15 protein-coding genes are annotated in these 15,237 nt (G+C 40.5%); 5 read left to right on the top strand and 10 right to left on the bottom strand.

Annotated elements, in window-relative coordinates; genetic code table 11:
* Positions 1-48 precede the first annotated feature (48 nt).
* The 8 genes from T426_RS0119435 to T426_RS0119400 all read right to left on the bottom strand — a co-directional run bounded on the left by T426_RS0119435 (position 49) and on the right by T426_RS0119400 (position 8,224).
* Positions 49-1,791, bottom strand: coding sequence for a cellulase family glycosylhydrolase (locus T426_RS0119435; protein WP_159103344.1), 1,743 nt, complete (start codon positions 1,789-1,791; stop codon positions 49-51).
* A gap of 180 nt (positions 1,792-1,971) precedes the next feature.
* Positions 1,972-3,126 (bottom strand): helix-turn-helix transcriptional regulator, encoded by a 1,155-nt coding sequence (locus T426_RS0119430; protein ID WP_025865041.1) that lies wholly within the window; start codon positions 3,124-3,126, stop codon positions 1,972-1,974.
* A 598-nt stretch (positions 3,127-3,724) separates the two neighbouring features.
* Positions 3,725-4,219, bottom strand: a complete 495-nt coding sequence (locus tag T426_RS0119425; protein WP_148303777.1) for a hypothetical protein — start codon at positions 4,217-4,219, stop codon at positions 3,725-3,727.
* A gap of 469 nt (positions 4,220-4,688) precedes the next feature.
* Entirely contained in the window at positions 4,689-5,108 is a 420-nt protein-coding gene (locus tag T426_RS0119420; RefSeq protein WP_025865044.1) for a DUF3788 family protein, read from the bottom strand.
* Between the two features lie 65 nt (positions 5,109-5,173).
* Positions 5,174-5,947: a class I SAM-dependent methyltransferase gene (locus T426_RS0119415; RefSeq protein WP_027586156.1), complete on the bottom strand. Its 774-nt coding sequence runs from the start codon at positions 5,945-5,947 to the stop codon at positions 5,174-5,176.
* A gap of 145 nt (positions 5,948-6,092) precedes the next feature.
* Positions 6,093-6,545: a GNAT family N-acetyltransferase gene (locus tag T426_RS0119410; protein WP_148303778.1), complete on the bottom strand. Its 453-nt coding sequence runs from the start codon at positions 6,543-6,545 to the stop codon at positions 6,093-6,095.
* A gap of 176 nt (positions 6,546-6,721) precedes the next feature.
* Complete coding sequence (locus tag T426_RS0119405) at positions 6,722-7,393, bottom strand: dihydrofolate reductase family protein (protein WP_025865047.1); 672 nt, start codon at positions 7,391-7,393, stop codon at positions 6,722-6,724.
* Between the two features lie 249 nt (positions 7,394-7,642).
* A complete protein-coding gene (locus tag T426_RS0119400) occupies positions 7,643-8,224 on the bottom strand; it encodes a hypothetical protein (RefSeq protein ID WP_025865048.1) in 582 nt (193 codons plus the stop codon).
* 1,189 nt (positions 8,225-9,413) lie between these two features.
* On the opposite strand from T426_RS0119400, the gene T426_RS0119390 reads away from it, so the two are divergent.
* Positions 9,414-10,151, top strand: coding sequence for a hypothetical protein (locus tag T426_RS0119390; protein WP_025865050.1), 738 nt, complete (start codon positions 9,414-9,416; stop codon positions 10,149-10,151).
* Positions 10,152-10,531: 380 nt separating this feature from the next.
* Complete coding sequence (locus T426_RS24390) at positions 10,532-11,011, top strand: response regulator transcription factor (RefSeq protein ID WP_081782470.1); 480 nt, start codon at positions 10,532-10,534, stop codon at positions 11,009-11,011.
* Between the two features lie 204 nt (positions 11,012-11,215).
* Here the strand turns inward: T426_RS24390 and T426_RS0119380 are convergent, their stop codons facing one another.
* Both T426_RS0119380 and T426_RS0119375 read right to left on the bottom strand, forming a co-directional pair.
* Entirely contained in the window at positions 11,216-11,722 is a 507-nt protein-coding gene (locus T426_RS0119380; protein ID WP_025865051.1) for a DUF302 domain-containing protein, read from the bottom strand.
* 31 nt (positions 11,723-11,753) lie between these two features.
* The gene (locus T426_RS0119375) at positions 11,754-12,704 is read right to left on the bottom strand and encodes an SLAC1 anion channel family protein (RefSeq protein WP_025865052.1); all 951 of its coding nucleotides are present in this window, start codon (positions 12,702-12,704) and stop codon (positions 11,754-11,756) included.
* Positions 12,705-13,081: 377 nt separating this feature from the next.
* Here T426_RS0119375 and T426_RS0119370 point away from each other — a divergent pair, with 377 nt between their 5' ends.
* The 3 genes from T426_RS0119370 to T426_RS0119360 all read left to right on the top strand — a co-directional run bounded on the left by T426_RS0119370 (position 13,082) and on the right by T426_RS0119360 (position 15,029).
* The gene (locus T426_RS0119370; RefSeq protein WP_025865053.1) at positions 13,082-14,257 is read left to right on the top strand and encodes a 4Fe-4S binding protein; all 1,176 of its coding nucleotides are present in this window, start codon (positions 13,082-13,084) and stop codon (positions 14,255-14,257) included.
* A gap of 169 nt (positions 14,258-14,426) precedes the next feature.
* The gene (locus T426_RS0119365) at positions 14,427-14,828 is read left to right on the top strand and encodes a DUF134 domain-containing protein (RefSeq protein WP_025865054.1); all 402 of its coding nucleotides are present in this window, start codon (positions 14,427-14,429) and stop codon (positions 14,826-14,828) included.
* 3 nt (positions 14,829-14,831) lie between these two features.
* Positions 14,832-15,029, top strand: coding sequence for a hypothetical protein (locus T426_RS0119360; protein ID WP_027586153.1), 198 nt, complete (start codon positions 14,832-14,834; stop codon positions 15,027-15,029).
* Positions 15,030-15,237: the final 208 nt, after the last annotated feature.

Raw genomic sequence — 15,237 nt, 5'->3', positions numbered from 1 at the left:
AATAGGTTTGAATTTCCGTGTTCATTTCATCATAGACAACCATACCAGCTATTGAGCAGCATTGGCACCCTGAACCAAAGCGTCCAGTGACTGCTGATCGAATACGGTATCGTTGTTTCGGTTAAAAATAGCACAATTGTTATTGTCCATCGAACCATTATCCCAATAAAACGGGAGAATTCCGTCTTCTTTTGCTTTTTGCGTCACATACTTCAGGAAATAAGCTCTCGAAGCCAAATGCAATGTCAACGCATCGCCGGTCAAATCCGAACGGCGTACGGCGCTAAATTCTCCCATAACCACCGGGATTCCATTATCGACAAACTGTTGTTTCATCAACCCAAAAAAATCATCTACTGTTGATTCTTCACCCCAGGTTGCGTTACGTTCGGTGTCGGTGGTGGAGTGATAGCCGTTCCCCCAGTAATAGAACATTTTACCCCAGTCGGCGTCTTCAGTCATTCCGCAGAAGTTCCAGGGAGTATAGTAATGAATCTCAACCATCAGGCGGTTGGCAACCTCGTCGGTTGGCAAAGTCGTCATCAGTTTATTGGTTTTCTCAATGTCAGTCGAGGGACCTTGTATAACAAGTACCCGGTAGCTGTTTTTCCCCCCGGTTGAACGCACGGCATTAATGAAGCTCTGGTGATACGATTCCAGCACCGCCATTTGTGTCGCATTGTCTACGGCGGGTTCGTTGGCGCTGGCAAAGAGCAGGTGCTCGTCGAAATCACGCATCGTCGTGGCTATCTGTTCCCAGAAGGCCTTCTGTTTGGCATTCACTTCTTCCTGTTTATCCTGTGTACAGTTTTTCTCCAACCAGCCGCCGTCCCAGTGGATGTTCAGGATAACATACATATCATCGTCGATGCAGTACTGAACGACCTCTTTCACCCGTTGCAGCCAGTCAGCCTGTATTTCGGCCGTAGCAGCATTGGCATATTGATTCCAGGAACAAGGAATCCGAATGGCGTTGAATCCGCTTTGTTTCACCAAATCAATCAATGCCTTGGTCGTTTTCGGATTTCCCCAGGCCGTTTCTCCGCCGGTAGCTTCCAGTGAATTTCCCAGGTTCCAGCCCAGATTGATTTTTGCAGCCAATTCAGCAGCAGTACTGGTCATTCCGGTTTCATCGGGTGTTTGTGGCGAGGTATTGTAGTTGGGGTAAATCTCACCTTTTTGTGTAAAGGTAATTTCAACCGTAGGAGCATGTTCGGCGGTCAGGGTAAGAGTCGCGGTTCGCGCATCGGTTCCGATATTTTCGGGTGCTGTCAAATCAACGCTGGTCGAGCCTTGTCCGCCGGCTGTTTTACTCAGCTGCAACCAATCGGCATCCGCGCTCATGGCCCATTCCGGCGCATCGGTTGTAACGGTGAGTATGGCTGAATCACCCGAGCGTTTCAAACTGAAGCTGTTTTCGTTGGTCGAAAGATTATAGAGATAGTCTGACGATGCCTGCGATACCACCACGTGAACCGGGTTGGCATTACCGGCCATAATGGTGAGCGTATCGGTGCGGACAGTCAACGTTTGGCTTTCCACTTTCAACGAGATCTGAGCATTCTTGTCGGTCCCGCTGGTGTTCGATATAACAAGCCAGTCGGAGGCCGGATTGCTGATATTCCATGAATCTGCATCGGTCTGGAGCGACATAAGTGTATTGCTGCCGGTTTTCGAAAAACTAATCTGTGACGGAGAAACGGAAAGCGTATTGGGGTTATCTTTCTTCTGACAGGCAAATAGTGAAAGCAAACTCAACATCAGAATGCCGGTCAGCTTGGTTTTCATCATGAAATTCATTTATGTTGGTTTAATGTTTATTGGCTTATTCAAAAAAGTCAGACTCGGCAGGCAGCAAATACAATGCACTTATCTCATGCCGCAATTGACTCTCTGCAGCGCAATATTAAGCGGAAGCTTCTTCTTCCTTTTGACAAAAAATGGAAATCTTTTTGCAAAAAGTGCAACTCGCTAGCGCACACTTTCACGGTATTGTGAAGGGCTTTGTTGGGTCTGGTTTTTGAAAACGCGGTTGAAATGACTTTGATTACCGAATCCTACCTTGAAGGCAATTTCGCCGATAGGTAAATCGGTTTCGCGGAGTAACCGTTTGGATTCGTTAATGCGGATGCGATTGATGTAGGTTTTGAAGTTGCAATCGTAGGTTTCCTGTATGAACTGGGCGATCCGGCGCGGCGTGACGCCAGTATGCTCAGACACCTGTTCGAGTGAAAGCTCATGCTCCTGAAAGTTCCGGTTGATATAACCGATAAAGTCTTCAGCCGGTTGTTTCTCTTCCTCTACTTCCACGGAGCGGTAGGAGATGGTGATGGAAACCTGCTTTTGTTGTAACCAGGCGCGGAGGTGATAAATGATAACTAAAAGGATGAAGAATGTTAACCATGAAATGATTAGCATGATGGCTAGCCGGCTATTATCCCGAACAATTGAAATGGAGTATATGTGCAATGAGCAGGTCGTATTCAGCAATGGGACGTAGGCATTTCCCATGTTGAAATTATACACATGCTTTAGGTCGGGTTTGATTTTTTCCTGCGGGGAGATATGATTGAGGCTGCGCCACCAATCGGGCACATTCATCTGGTTGACATCGATGGCATATTGTTTCTCCTCCGGCGAAATCTCCACCAGGGTATAGAAATTCAAATCGTTGCTGTTACCCTTTTTCCGGAAATACGGGTTACGGGTATACAACGAGAAGTTGATGTTTTTGATTCCCTTTGCAGACGCAGTCAACCTGATTTGGTTGTAGTGGGTCAGATTGATAATGCTGTCCCGGGTGGGGCCGATGCTTATCCCGACGTACGGGCTCAGAAATCCTTTCTTTAACTGGAAATCGAGAGCGATAATCGAATCGGAGACGCTATGTTGTACAATCTCCGAATGGCCCCCGTTGGCACGGTCGTCGTAAAAGCCAACGGCAAAATTGTGCTGCGAAGGAAACACCTGGATGTCGCGAAAGCTTAGGAAATACCCATAAATACCAACGAGTACGAGGATGGAGGTAACAATCGTCCAAACATTGAATTTGCTGCGAAAAAAGCCGCTCAAAAGCTTGAAAAGACTACTGCGATGGTCATTGGTATGTTGGTTCTTTTCCTTCATTCCAAGGCTGAAATGTTTTGCGTGGGTAAAGATGCATTAAGTTCACTAACTGTGGAAAAATATGATAGGAATAATTTAAAAGGATTTCTGGAAGAAATCCTGCCAGACCCTTAATAAGTGCCATATGACGATATGTTATGGTTGGTTTTTATTTGTTTCTTTTAATCCAATATTCCTAAATCGCTTTATTTGCTGAATCGGATTCCAATTCAGATTTTCGGTAACTTATTAAGCTGTCATTTTTGAATTTGTATTTACGCATCGGGTGTAATAGCCACACTCTGTCAAAACTTTCAAGTGTATCTTGATGGAAATACAATTTGGTGTATAAGTCTTCGTTCAGGTCATTCAGAAGGCGTCCCCAATTCCCTTCCAAGGCAATTTTACTAACTTTTCCCGTATGACATTGAGCCAGGACGAATAAAACGATGATTTAAATTTCACGGGTTTGGTTTGTCAAATTAGCTATACATTGATTGCATAATAAGCAATGTATTGCAAAGTACAAATCAGCCATGTTAGTGTCGATCCGAAGCTATATCCCCGGATCGACGCTAACGAAATGCCTTTCTCTCGCAACTAGCTATTCACCTTTCCGCTAATCAATGTTATGGGTTATTTCATAGGATTTAACGATCTTTTTTCGATTTGCTAAATCAAGTATATACTCCTCATCTACATCATCCCAGTAAAAAACCTCATCAACAGAGCTGGAAATAGAACCCTCAATATAAACTTTAACAAATACATGATCAAGTTCGTTGTTATATTTATAAGTGACCCAATTCCCAGCAGAACTATATCCATTTTCATTAGGCGTATCGGTAAATGAAAAATCTCCTTTAAGGGTTCCGTCACAATACTCCTTTATGAAGTCATAAACTACTGTTACACTGCTGACAGGATCTCCATTCTGATCTGTCACATGACAACTAATTTCGAAGGTGCGTTCTTCTTCATTTTCTATTTTTGTCTTATCGCATGGGTCGGGCTCAGTATATCCTCCTTCAGCATCTCTAAGAAGATCACAGCTGAAACAAGTAAGCAGGAATGCCAAACTAATTAGGGGAAATAACGTTTTTTTGTAACTCATTTTTTTGGTTTTTAATGTTTGATAATTGTTCATAATATTAAAATCAAATACTTTCTCTAAAAAGTATTTGGAGCCCCCCTCAAACATTAAACACAACGAAAAGCTATGCTATTTAACAAAAGCAAGGTACAATTTTTACAGAATATTCGAAAGCTAAACGGTTAATTTTACATTTTATTTTTTTTGTTACACGACATGAAGTCAGATGTTTGACAACGGTGGACTCTTTCCTTTAAGTGAAACAGAGCAAGAAACCATACGAATTATACCTGTTCCCGGTCCCGGTCATTTTCATTCTTTACTTCACTCAATCATTTGGGAGGATCATCATGTTGTATAACGGTTGATGGTATGGTGTCGTGCGGGAGTACAAAGCGATTTCCTATCAGTTTACACCGACCTTTTTTACGAGTCACGAATGCTCAAAAACCGCTGAACCCGCATGTACTATACCATGTGTTGACAACCGTTATTTTATTTTAATCCTTATATCTACCAATTTTTTGATAGCACTAATTTCTGTTCTTTCATCAACCGTTAAATAAACCCATTTGCCTTCATGAATTGGCTCAGTATTTTTAATCGTTTGAACAATTTTTGAATCAAATCCAGATGACAATGCAAAATCTGTCTGACTTTTATTTAAAATAATCTGAACAGTTAAGCAATCCTTGTGCGGATAAATTGAGACTACAGATTTTCCTGATTTGTTAAATCTTAATGCCCAACCATAATTGATTCCGTAAAATTTCAATTCCCCTTTTAGGCGTAGTTCATCAGTCAAATACCGGAATAAAAGTTCCAAATTGTCTTTAGTTTTACCGACAATATCTATAATCTCGACATCAGTTGGTTTCGAGTTTTTATTTGTAAAAAATCCCTTACTCATTTTCTTCGATTAACTTTATTTTAAAAGTTACAGGTCTTACGGCATCTGTGCAATACGCGAGCATCTCATTTAATTTCATTTTTCTTATGAGCAACAATCCTTATCCGTCTATAATCAGCAAGCCAGGATTTCCCGTCAAAGATTTGTGGTTTTAAACTATCAATAGTCCTTTTAATAATAGCCGACTTATCTGAATCAGAAACATGTTTAAATAACCAGTTTAAAAACATTTCGATGAAGTCATGAAGCCCGTTTATTCCTCCTTTTAGTTCAGTTGGTCTGTCAAATAGCAACGCCAAATTAACTTCAAATCCATTATTTTCAAGTACTGTTGAGTATTGACTAATTGAAGGATAATATAACATGCTTTCTATGCTCGGATAATTTAATCCTTCTTTGTCCAACTGCTCTTTCAGCGTATTAATTATCGAATAATTGCATCCTTTTCCGCCAAATTCAACAACATATCTACCACCGATTTTTAAATGTCGGTTTGCATTTTGAATCATAGTATCTGGTTGCGTAATCCAATGTAAAACAGCATTTGAAAATATCGCATCAAATGTATCATCAAGTTGATAATTTATTGCATCATCGTGAATAAACGAAATCTCCGGATACTTTTTCTGCGCCGCTTGAATCATCTCGTTGGAGTTATCTATCCCAATGACTTTTCCACATTGTTCCGATATCTTTTTAGTTAAGTCTCCGGTACCGCAACCGATATCTAGAATTTTTTCTCCCTTTTGAGGGTTCAGAAGCTTCACAATCTCCTCACCGAATTTGAAAACAAAATCATGTTTGTCATCATACAAATCTGGGTTCCAATTAAATTTCATGTTCTTACTCTTTAAATTTTTTACGTCTGTTTCATGGTCCGCCTGCATGACGCCCAATTTACAACGGACACCCAATGCAATTTACAAGGTGTTAGCGGTAGTGTTTATTTTTTCTGCATTTTATTTCGTTTGTAATACATTCATGCTATTCTAATAAATCCTTTTTAAGATAAATCATATCAATAAGTTGAATGTCGTCCTCGAAAATAGGGTGGTCGTAATTCTCTATGAAAAAATTCTTTACTCGATGTGATTTTTCAAACCCACAACTTTCATAAAATGACAAGATTGTCGGTGTTTCGCCAGTCCCGACAAGCATTGTTTTGTAGTCGTTTTTGTAGAAATCAGAAATGAAATCTATCAGTGCTCTAGCGTACCCTTTGCCTTGATGTTTCTCGTATGTTGCTATGTTTTTCAACTCGCAGGTCTCGCTATCTATCGGCACAACAACGCAAACACTTTTCAAATCATCGTCATATAAAGCAAACAAATCTCCACCAGGTAAATACTTGTCAATCATATTTTCCTGTTCGTCTGCCAACAACAATAGATCAAGGAACTGCTTCTTATTTTCGACAATTTTTTTTATTGTCACCATATCTCGTTTTTCTCTATTGTGGCAAGTTTTATTTTTTATCGCAAGAGGCTGATTACATTGCCGCTAACGGTTGGTACATGTTGTCGTTGCGGAATCGGAGAGCGTTCCTGTCCGACAGGACAGAACTGCGAAACGAGAATCAAGCGAACGACACCGCACGAACCCCGCAATGCAATTTACAATTTGTTGTGTGCCGTTTTTATTTTATAAGTTAGCCAACTGTAGCTATCTTTTAACAGTTCACAGCGAGTACATTGTAACTCAACTTTAGATTCTATATTTTCAAATAAATTTGCAGAAGATTTTCCAACTATTTCCGGGGAAACAATTAAACTAATTTCATCTACAAGGTTATCATTTAGTAAAACATTTCCTAACTTACTACCTGTATCTACCAAGATGGTCTGTATCGAATATTTTTCTGCAAGTTGTTTTATGGCATTTTGATAATCAACAAAAGTTTCACCTGCGATAACATATTCATATTCCCTTTCTTTCATATAGTTTAAATAATCAACAGGTGTTGCTCTCGACACCAAAACTATTACATCTTTGCAAAACTCAAATCTTCGATAGTAATGCAAAAAACCTTTCATAATTCCTTTTGTATCAGGTATAATCCAATATGACAGGGCTTCATCTTTTTTGGGTTTTATAAAATCTGCTTTTTCTTCATTTGTTGTTTCTCCAAACATTGAAATTCCTGTTTTAGCAGTATTGGAACCAACCATGTATGCATCAGATTTATAGGCGCTCACAATCTGATAATGTAATTCCATATTTGGGGTCAAACCAACGTAAGAACAATCTAAACTTACCGAATTATGAAGGATTACTTTTGTTTCCATTTTGTTTAAGTTTTTACAGTTTATTCATTGTTTTACTTATAAAATTATCAGATTCATTATTTTCTGTTATAGAATTTAAATTGCAAAATTTCCCTACCCAAAATGGCACACAACGGTCACTTGTAAGTTGTCGTTGCGGATTTCGAAGAGCATTCCTGTCCGAAGGACACGGAACTGCGAAACGAGAATCCAGCGAACGACACCGCACGAACCCCGCAATGCAATTTACAATTTGTTGGCAGCTGGCTTTTATTCAATTAATGTCAAAATTTTTGATTTAAACTTTTCTCTCAAATCTTTATTCTCTTGAATTTTCAAATTCTCAATGAGCTTATTAAATTCATTATGTACAGTCAAATGAAATAAGTCTCTATTTATTTCAAATCCTTTACTTTTATCACTACTGTCTATCCAGCCAATAATTGGCGTTGATTTTCTCTTGTTTATTACAGAAGCTTTCTTTGTTTTTGACTGGTGTAATAATCCGCTCCTTACAAGACCTGCAAATTTTCCAGCATCTTTGTCACTTTGAATTACGCCTTTAAAAGCTTCGGAACGTTTGAAGAATGAGTAAAAAGGGTCGTGATTTTTTCCCGTGCTTTCGTCTTGTCCACTGTAATACTGCTCTAAAGTTTCAATTAAAATACAATCAATAGTTGCGATTAGAAAACCACAATTATTCCTAATTTCAAAATCGTCATGGTCTTGAAGAATTTTGATAGGGAAGAAATATCTTTTATTATATCTATTCCAGAAAAAAGTAATCAGCGGTTCCCATGATTTTTCGTCATACTTATCAATTGAGATTTCGTTAATTTCTTCTTTTTTCATGGTTTCTTTAATAAAGCTTTGGCTTCTTTTAAGCTTGCTGCCAACTAGTTTATATGTGTACTAAAAGTAACATATATTTCCCATACGGGAGTGTTATGTGTACCTTTGGTATCTTATATCTTAAGCTTGTCAAGTGGATTTTTAATTTGCTTCGGTCAGTTTTCATTTGTTGGTCGTTCAAGGCATTTCAAGATAATAAAAAACTTTCTGAATTTGGTTTTCAGTTCCTTTATAGACCCCCATTTCCGATTATCATAATTTTCGTTTGCATATCAGATCCGGCCGTTCATGGAAGAAATCGAGCCATTCATCAAAATTTTTGGCATAAAACATATTTTTTACTTAAGTTAAAAACTCATTCGTTACCAGGACAGAAAACGGAAACTTTAGCGGAAGGTTGGAACAGTGGAGCACGGAGGCCGGAGGCTTTCTTTTTTCAATTCCGGAACGAACGTAAGCGTTCTTTGAGGAACTTTTACGGTATTAGCTATGATAAACGGTTTTTACCCGGGTATTCTATCCGTCAGGAGTGCTTGCCATTGCATTTTCGTACCATCGGATAGGTTAAGGACTGCCCGGTTTATCGTCAGGAGACAGGCCAATGGCTTCAGGGCCGGCAAACAGGTCCTCAGGGCTAAACGAAATTGGTTCAGGACAGGTAAAAATCCTTTCAGGACATATGAAAATCTTGTCAGGACAACCTGAAAACACGTAAGGACTACTTTTCGCTCTTCGTTACAGTTGTCCTGAAGAACTGCAGAGTGAATCTTAGGAGCTGGCGACCTGTCCTGACGACCTTTTGAGGTATCCTGACGGCCTGGCGACCTGTCCTTAAGAGCTTTCGAGTTGTCCTTAAGAATTTTCATGCTGTCCTGAATGACCGGCAAGCTGTCCTGACAAGCATTTGGTGGAATCTTACGACCAGTTGAGTTGTCCTGACGAGCATTCATGCTGTCCTTAAGGAATCGGGACTCGTCCTGACTGCTCTTCAGGCGCTGTACAGTCGAAAATACGGGATATTGTTCCCGCAAACCATACTTCTTCCCCGAAAAGATAATGGAAAAGGATTCTTATCTATTTTCGGGATGTACTATACCGAAGAACAGTTGTTTCTTCGCGAATACGAACGACAATGCAATCCTTCACCAACGGATTGCTGACTAACAACTAACATTAAAAATCTGACTACATGGCATCAGAAAACACAAATTTTTCTTTTGGTTATGCCGAATTAACCCAGCGTGGCGACCACATGGTGTACCTATACACCCGGGATAAGGAGGTTTTTCTCTCCCTGGGGTTTTCTCCTGCATACGAAACCGAGTTGGCAAGCAAGGTTCAGGAGAATAAGGACATTGAGCCTGACGATTACTGGCAGGGAGTACTCAAAATGAAACGGACAGCTGAAAAGAACAGTCGCGGGGCATTGCGGCGTTCGCTTGATATGTTCGAACTGCGTATCGGGCTGTTATTTGGAGACGGTTCGCCGGAATTGCAGAGCTTTCGTTTTACTGCCACATCGGCCCTGAAGAATGATGAACTGGTACGTTACGCGCGTGGACTGGTAAAAACCACCGAGCGATACAGTGAAATAGTTTACACCGCCGATGGTATGCAGGCATTTATCGATGGTCTGAATGCAGACTGTGATGATTTGGATAACGCGATTGACGAGGTGAAGAAAGTCGTTGATCAACGCGATGATGCTAGTCTGAAGCGGCTTCAGAAAGGCAAAGAGTTATATGCCATGATTTCCAAAATATGCGATGCTGGCAAACGGTACTGGAACGGAGTCAACGAAGCGTATTACAACGATTATGTCATTTATGGCTCTTCGACGCCACTGCCGCAACCTGAGGAAGAAGAAGAAACACCGGCTGAAGGTGATGCCACCGACACCACGTCGGGCGACGAACCGGTTGCATAGCCCATTTGTAACCACCGGATGAAATGAATCACCCCGCTGAAGAAGATTCGGCGGGGTGATTTTTTTTTGTGCGCCCCCTGTCGGTGGTCCGTGAACCCGACAGGGGGTTGGGATGGTGAAACGAGCCTGAAGAGCTGCGGAATTTTAGACCTTCGGCCTGTTCCTGGCTCACCTGACAGCGTCGGCAGACCTGTCAGTGTGATGCCTGGTTGTTGCCGGATTATATATTTACTCACCCCATCCGGACTGCGTCCGCCTAACCACTCTCAATTTCAGACCTTCGGCCTGTTCCTTCGCCTGTGCCTTCTCCTTCGCCTTTTTTTCTCCAAAAATTACCTCAGCTTAACTTGAAAAAATCTATATGAAATTACCTTTAAGCGATTCTTTGTTTTCACAACGATGAACATACTCTGCTGATAGAGGACGAACAGAATGTGGTTGCATTCATCAAAAAAGGATTGAAAGAGCAAGGCTACTCGGTCTTTGCTGCATACGATGGTCCCACCGGATTGGAATTGCTGACCCAGAATGAAGTCGACCTGATAATTCTGGACATTGTCCTTCCCGGTATGAATGGCCTGGAAGTTTGTACGAAGATACGGAAGCTGGGCTTTATCGACGTCCCCATCTTAATGCTGACAGCCCTCGGAACCACTGATAACATTGCCAAAGGATTGGATTCGGGCGCTGACGATTACCTCGTGAAACCGTTCAAATTTAAGGAGCTGACGGCCCGAATCAGGGCGCTTTCGCGAAGAAAGAACCTTTCCCTTGAGACTGGAAACCAGCTGGAGATATCCGATCTGATGCTCAACCGGAACACGAAAATTGCGGTCAGGCAGGCCGGGAAATTAAGCTGACCCCCCAACAGAATACCGCTTGCTCGAGTACTTCATGAAGAATCAGCGAAAAGTGCTGTCCCACTTGAATTACACCAATTGGATGGCGCACAGATAGACATATTTTCTTCGCTGATTTTCATTGAGTAATTAAAGCATACCCTCACCAATTGTTTTCATTCCAAAACTGTCAAACGACAATATTAGTTGACTCAGTTGCCATTTTCAAAACAAGGTGTATTTCAGATTGATGAAGCGCATCATATTTTCAACTTCAAGGGAAACCTGTTCGATGATTCTCTCGGTCTCACCACCAAATAGTTTGCCCATGACGGCACCATTCATTGTTGACACAAAAACATGACCGTCTGATTTTTCATAAACCGCAAACGATTTGGGCATCATGTTTCCCAGCTTTTTACGGTCGTCAGCTTTCAGCATTTCGGCAGAATAAGCTCCGTTGCAATATTTGATAATTTTGAATTTACCAATCGGAAATCCGCCGTTGTTGGATACTTCCTTGTTTTGATCGATTACTTCCGTAACATGCCAGCCTTTTTCTCCATTAATCCGGTTGACCATTACGTCAACGGTTTTATCAAAATCGTAGGGACTTTTAAATTCTTTTACCATCATTTCGCCGGAAGAAATACTGATGGCAATACCGGTGAAAATAATTCCTCCAAGGAACCCAAAGAGGAGAGAAACAATTATTACTATTTTCGTTTTCATGTATGTTATGTTTATCTGATATTATTCATTATTAATCTTCATTGACACAGATTTCGCCCTCGCGTATTTTTCCAATTGTATGCCCGGTAACAAAAACTACTGTGAAAATATCGACCACCAAAAGAATAAATGAAACGCCTCTGTAAAATGGTTGGTGCGAAATCTGAAACGCTACAATTGATGCCAGTGTTACCGCCATCAGAGGAAAGGTAAATGCCCACCAGGAAAGGAAAAATGTAAGTTTCGCGAAACTTCGGTAGAGGAAAATCAGCAACGCCACAAAAAAGTATGCCATGAACAACATGAATACAGCAAAGGTATCCCAACTTTGTGCTATACGTATGTAAGCGATGAAGCCTACAGCGGGCGGAGCTATCAATATGAATAAAGTGGGGATGAATTTTTGCGGCAACTGATGGTGAAAAATCGCCCGGTTCAGAAAAATGGCAAAGAGTATAATCCAGAAAAAGAAGCCAACCGAGAAGTAAAAGAACGAGAATGCCTTGGGTAAGTAATCGACGCCGGCCACGGGAATAATGATGTTACCCACTACGGGGATGAACCAGGCCGGATTCATAAAGTGAATTTCGAAGTTATGCCGTATCCAGAAACTAATGGTGTACAACATCAGGATGGTGTGCAGAATGAGTCCGACCCACCAAAACGCCATCGATAGGAAAGGCCAGTAAGTCATAAAAGCCACCGATAACAGCAAAAAGGAAATGGATATGGCTGAAAAGAAGTTAATCCGAATGCGATGGTTGAAATCTTTTACTACCTCTTCAAAGTGGTTCATCGCTTTCAAACCGTACATGACTGAAATGAATAGAAACAGTCCCAACGTCAGAAAAAGAAACAAATCATAGAAAATTCGTGGTAGCCACTGCATATGGTAGAACTTACCAAACACAATGGTTAGTCCCGATAGCCCCATCACAATGGCATACGTTGTGATCGGGAAATACTGTAATTTTTCTTTCATAAATTTACCTTTTCAAATATTCTTTTATTTCAAGTTTTTGAATGCAATTGATGTTTTTGTTATTCAGTGGTCTGGGATAAGTTTTGGAGAGGAAGAAATGTTTATGTTAAGCTATGAAATATTTATGCGTCCGTTATTGGAGGCGAAATTATAGAAATATTTAGATGTTTGACCTTTGTTATAAACTGACGAGTTGTTTTTTGAATTGGATGTAATGTATCAATGTGAAGTAAATGAGTTTTTTGTGGATTTCTTCGAGGGCTAATTTTTACTAGTTATAAGAGTTAACTGTAATAATCTTACTTTAAAAAATGTAGATTGCCCGGGGGTATCGTTTGGTAAATTTTCTTTTCGTTATATTGGAAATAAAAAAACAGATGATGAATCGGCGATATTGGATGACCCTGGGAATGCTACTCATGGTGGTAGCTTTTGTTGTGGCTTTCTCTCTCATATCAGTGAGTATGTGGGAAGGGAAAAAGGTTGAGGCAGAAACATTAATCGAGTTGCAATATAATCAGGAGATGTCGCTTAAGGAATTTGCAGATGCCAATAAGTTGCCTGATAAGGTTGTCATGCGTGTGTTTCATCTGAAGAATCCCAAACAATTGGAGCAGTCATTGAAAAACTTCCCTGTTACGAAAGAAGAGCTGTTGAAAGAAGTAAATGAGACCTACGCCATTTATGCTGAATCGCTCTCGAAAAACTGGATGAAGATTGGTCTAAAGTTCATACTATGGTTTCTGTTCCTTTCATTCATGTATTATTTAATCAGGAAGGACAAAGTTTCGGCAAAAAATCGTAAGTGGGTATACCTTATTTCATTAGTCGTTTTCGGCGTTATCCTGGGCTCGGATCCCAGTCCAATGGGTACGGTCAAGGATGCTGTAACGATGTATGCGATTCACTACGTATTGTTTATCCCTCGTTTTGTAGCGCTGCTTGTATTTCTATTGATGGTTGTTGTTTTCAATAAATTTATCTGTGCCTGGGGATGTCAGTTGGGGGCATTGCAGGATTTCATTTTCCGGTTGAATCGAAACAAAAAGGATACAAAGGGTCTGATACGTCAGTATAAAATACCGTTTGCGGTAAGTAATGGAATTCGGATTGGGTTCTTTATACTGTTTACTGTCATTGCTTTCGCCTGGACTTTTGATATCGTTGAATATATCGATCCTTTCAAGATATTTTATCCGCAGGTGGTTAGTATAGTTGGATGGATATTTATTGGCTTAATATTGGTGGCATCAGTGTTTGTATATCGCCCGTGGTGTCATTTCTTTTGTCCGTTTGGTTTGGTCGGTTGGTTATTCGAAAGGTTCAGTTTCGTGAAGATAAAGGTGAATTATAGCAAATGTATTGACTGTGATGCATGTTCAAAGGCCTGTCCTTCGACTGTAATGAATACCATACTAAAACAGGATAAGGTGATACCTGATTGCTTTTCGTGTGCAACCTGCATCAATGTATGTCCGACTGATGCCATCACTTTTGCAGGAGGAAAAAGGGAAAAAGTTCCTGTAGGAAAATTTCAGAAAGAAAATAATTAGTTGAGTTCTGATGCATTGGTGTGAAGCTCCGGCCTGCTTGAGAAGAGCCGGAATCGGGCCAATGTTGTGTGGAAAACTGAGGTATTCTCCATTCAGATTTCGATTTGATGAATAAATTAAGAACAAATGTTCATAAAGTTTTGTATTTTTGTATTGAAAATCCAACTTTATGCCGAATCGAAAAAGAAGTCGACGAGTAACGATGCCGCCAGTAATGGAAGGATTCAAACCTTTTGGAGTGCCGCTAAAGAATTTGGAACCGAGCATTTTGCTTGTCGAAGAATATGAAGCCATCAGGCTCGTCGATTATGAAAATTTAATACAGGAAGAAGCAGCTGAACGAATGCAGATTTCCCGTCCGACCTTCACCCGCATATACGATCGGGCACGAAAGACAATTGCGGCTGCCTTTGTCGAAGGAAAAGCCATTCTGATTCAAGGAGGTAGCTATTCCACTGATGATTATTGGTTTCGCTGTAACAATTGCAAGGAGGTGATGATTACACTGAAGCCCATAAACAATTGTCGGAGATGCCATTCTGATAATATTATTTCGTTAAACCCTGATTAACCAATGAATAACCAAACTGAAGAATATAACGGCTACTGCATTTGTGTCAAATGTGATTTGCGCCTGGAGCATAAAAAGGGAATACCCTGCCGTGAAATAAAATGTCCGCAATGCGGGCGAATTATGTTGAAAGAAGGTTCTTACCATCATCAACTTTACCTCAAGAAGTTCGTCGACAATCAGGATTCGGAAGACAAATAAGTAGGAATGCAACCCTGACATGATTCGTTTTACTGATTGCCCATATTAAGTGATATGGGCAGTGAATGTTCGGTTTATCTGCTTACTCCACCCACCAGTTTTCCTTTTACATTTCAAAATACCATTGAAGCATATCTGAGCTATTTCAGTTGAAATATGTCTGCAAACAAGATATATTAATCGAATTCGCGAAACTAAATGAACATTT

Origin of the sequence: Prolixibacter bellariivorans ATCC BAA-1284 (genome assembly GCF_000621705.1) — a bacterium.
Lineage (GTDB): Bacteria > Bacteroidota > Bacteroidia > Bacteroidales > Prolixibacteraceae > Prolixibacter > Prolixibacter bellariivorans.
This window is presented reverse-complemented; position numbering and strand designations above follow the sequence as displayed.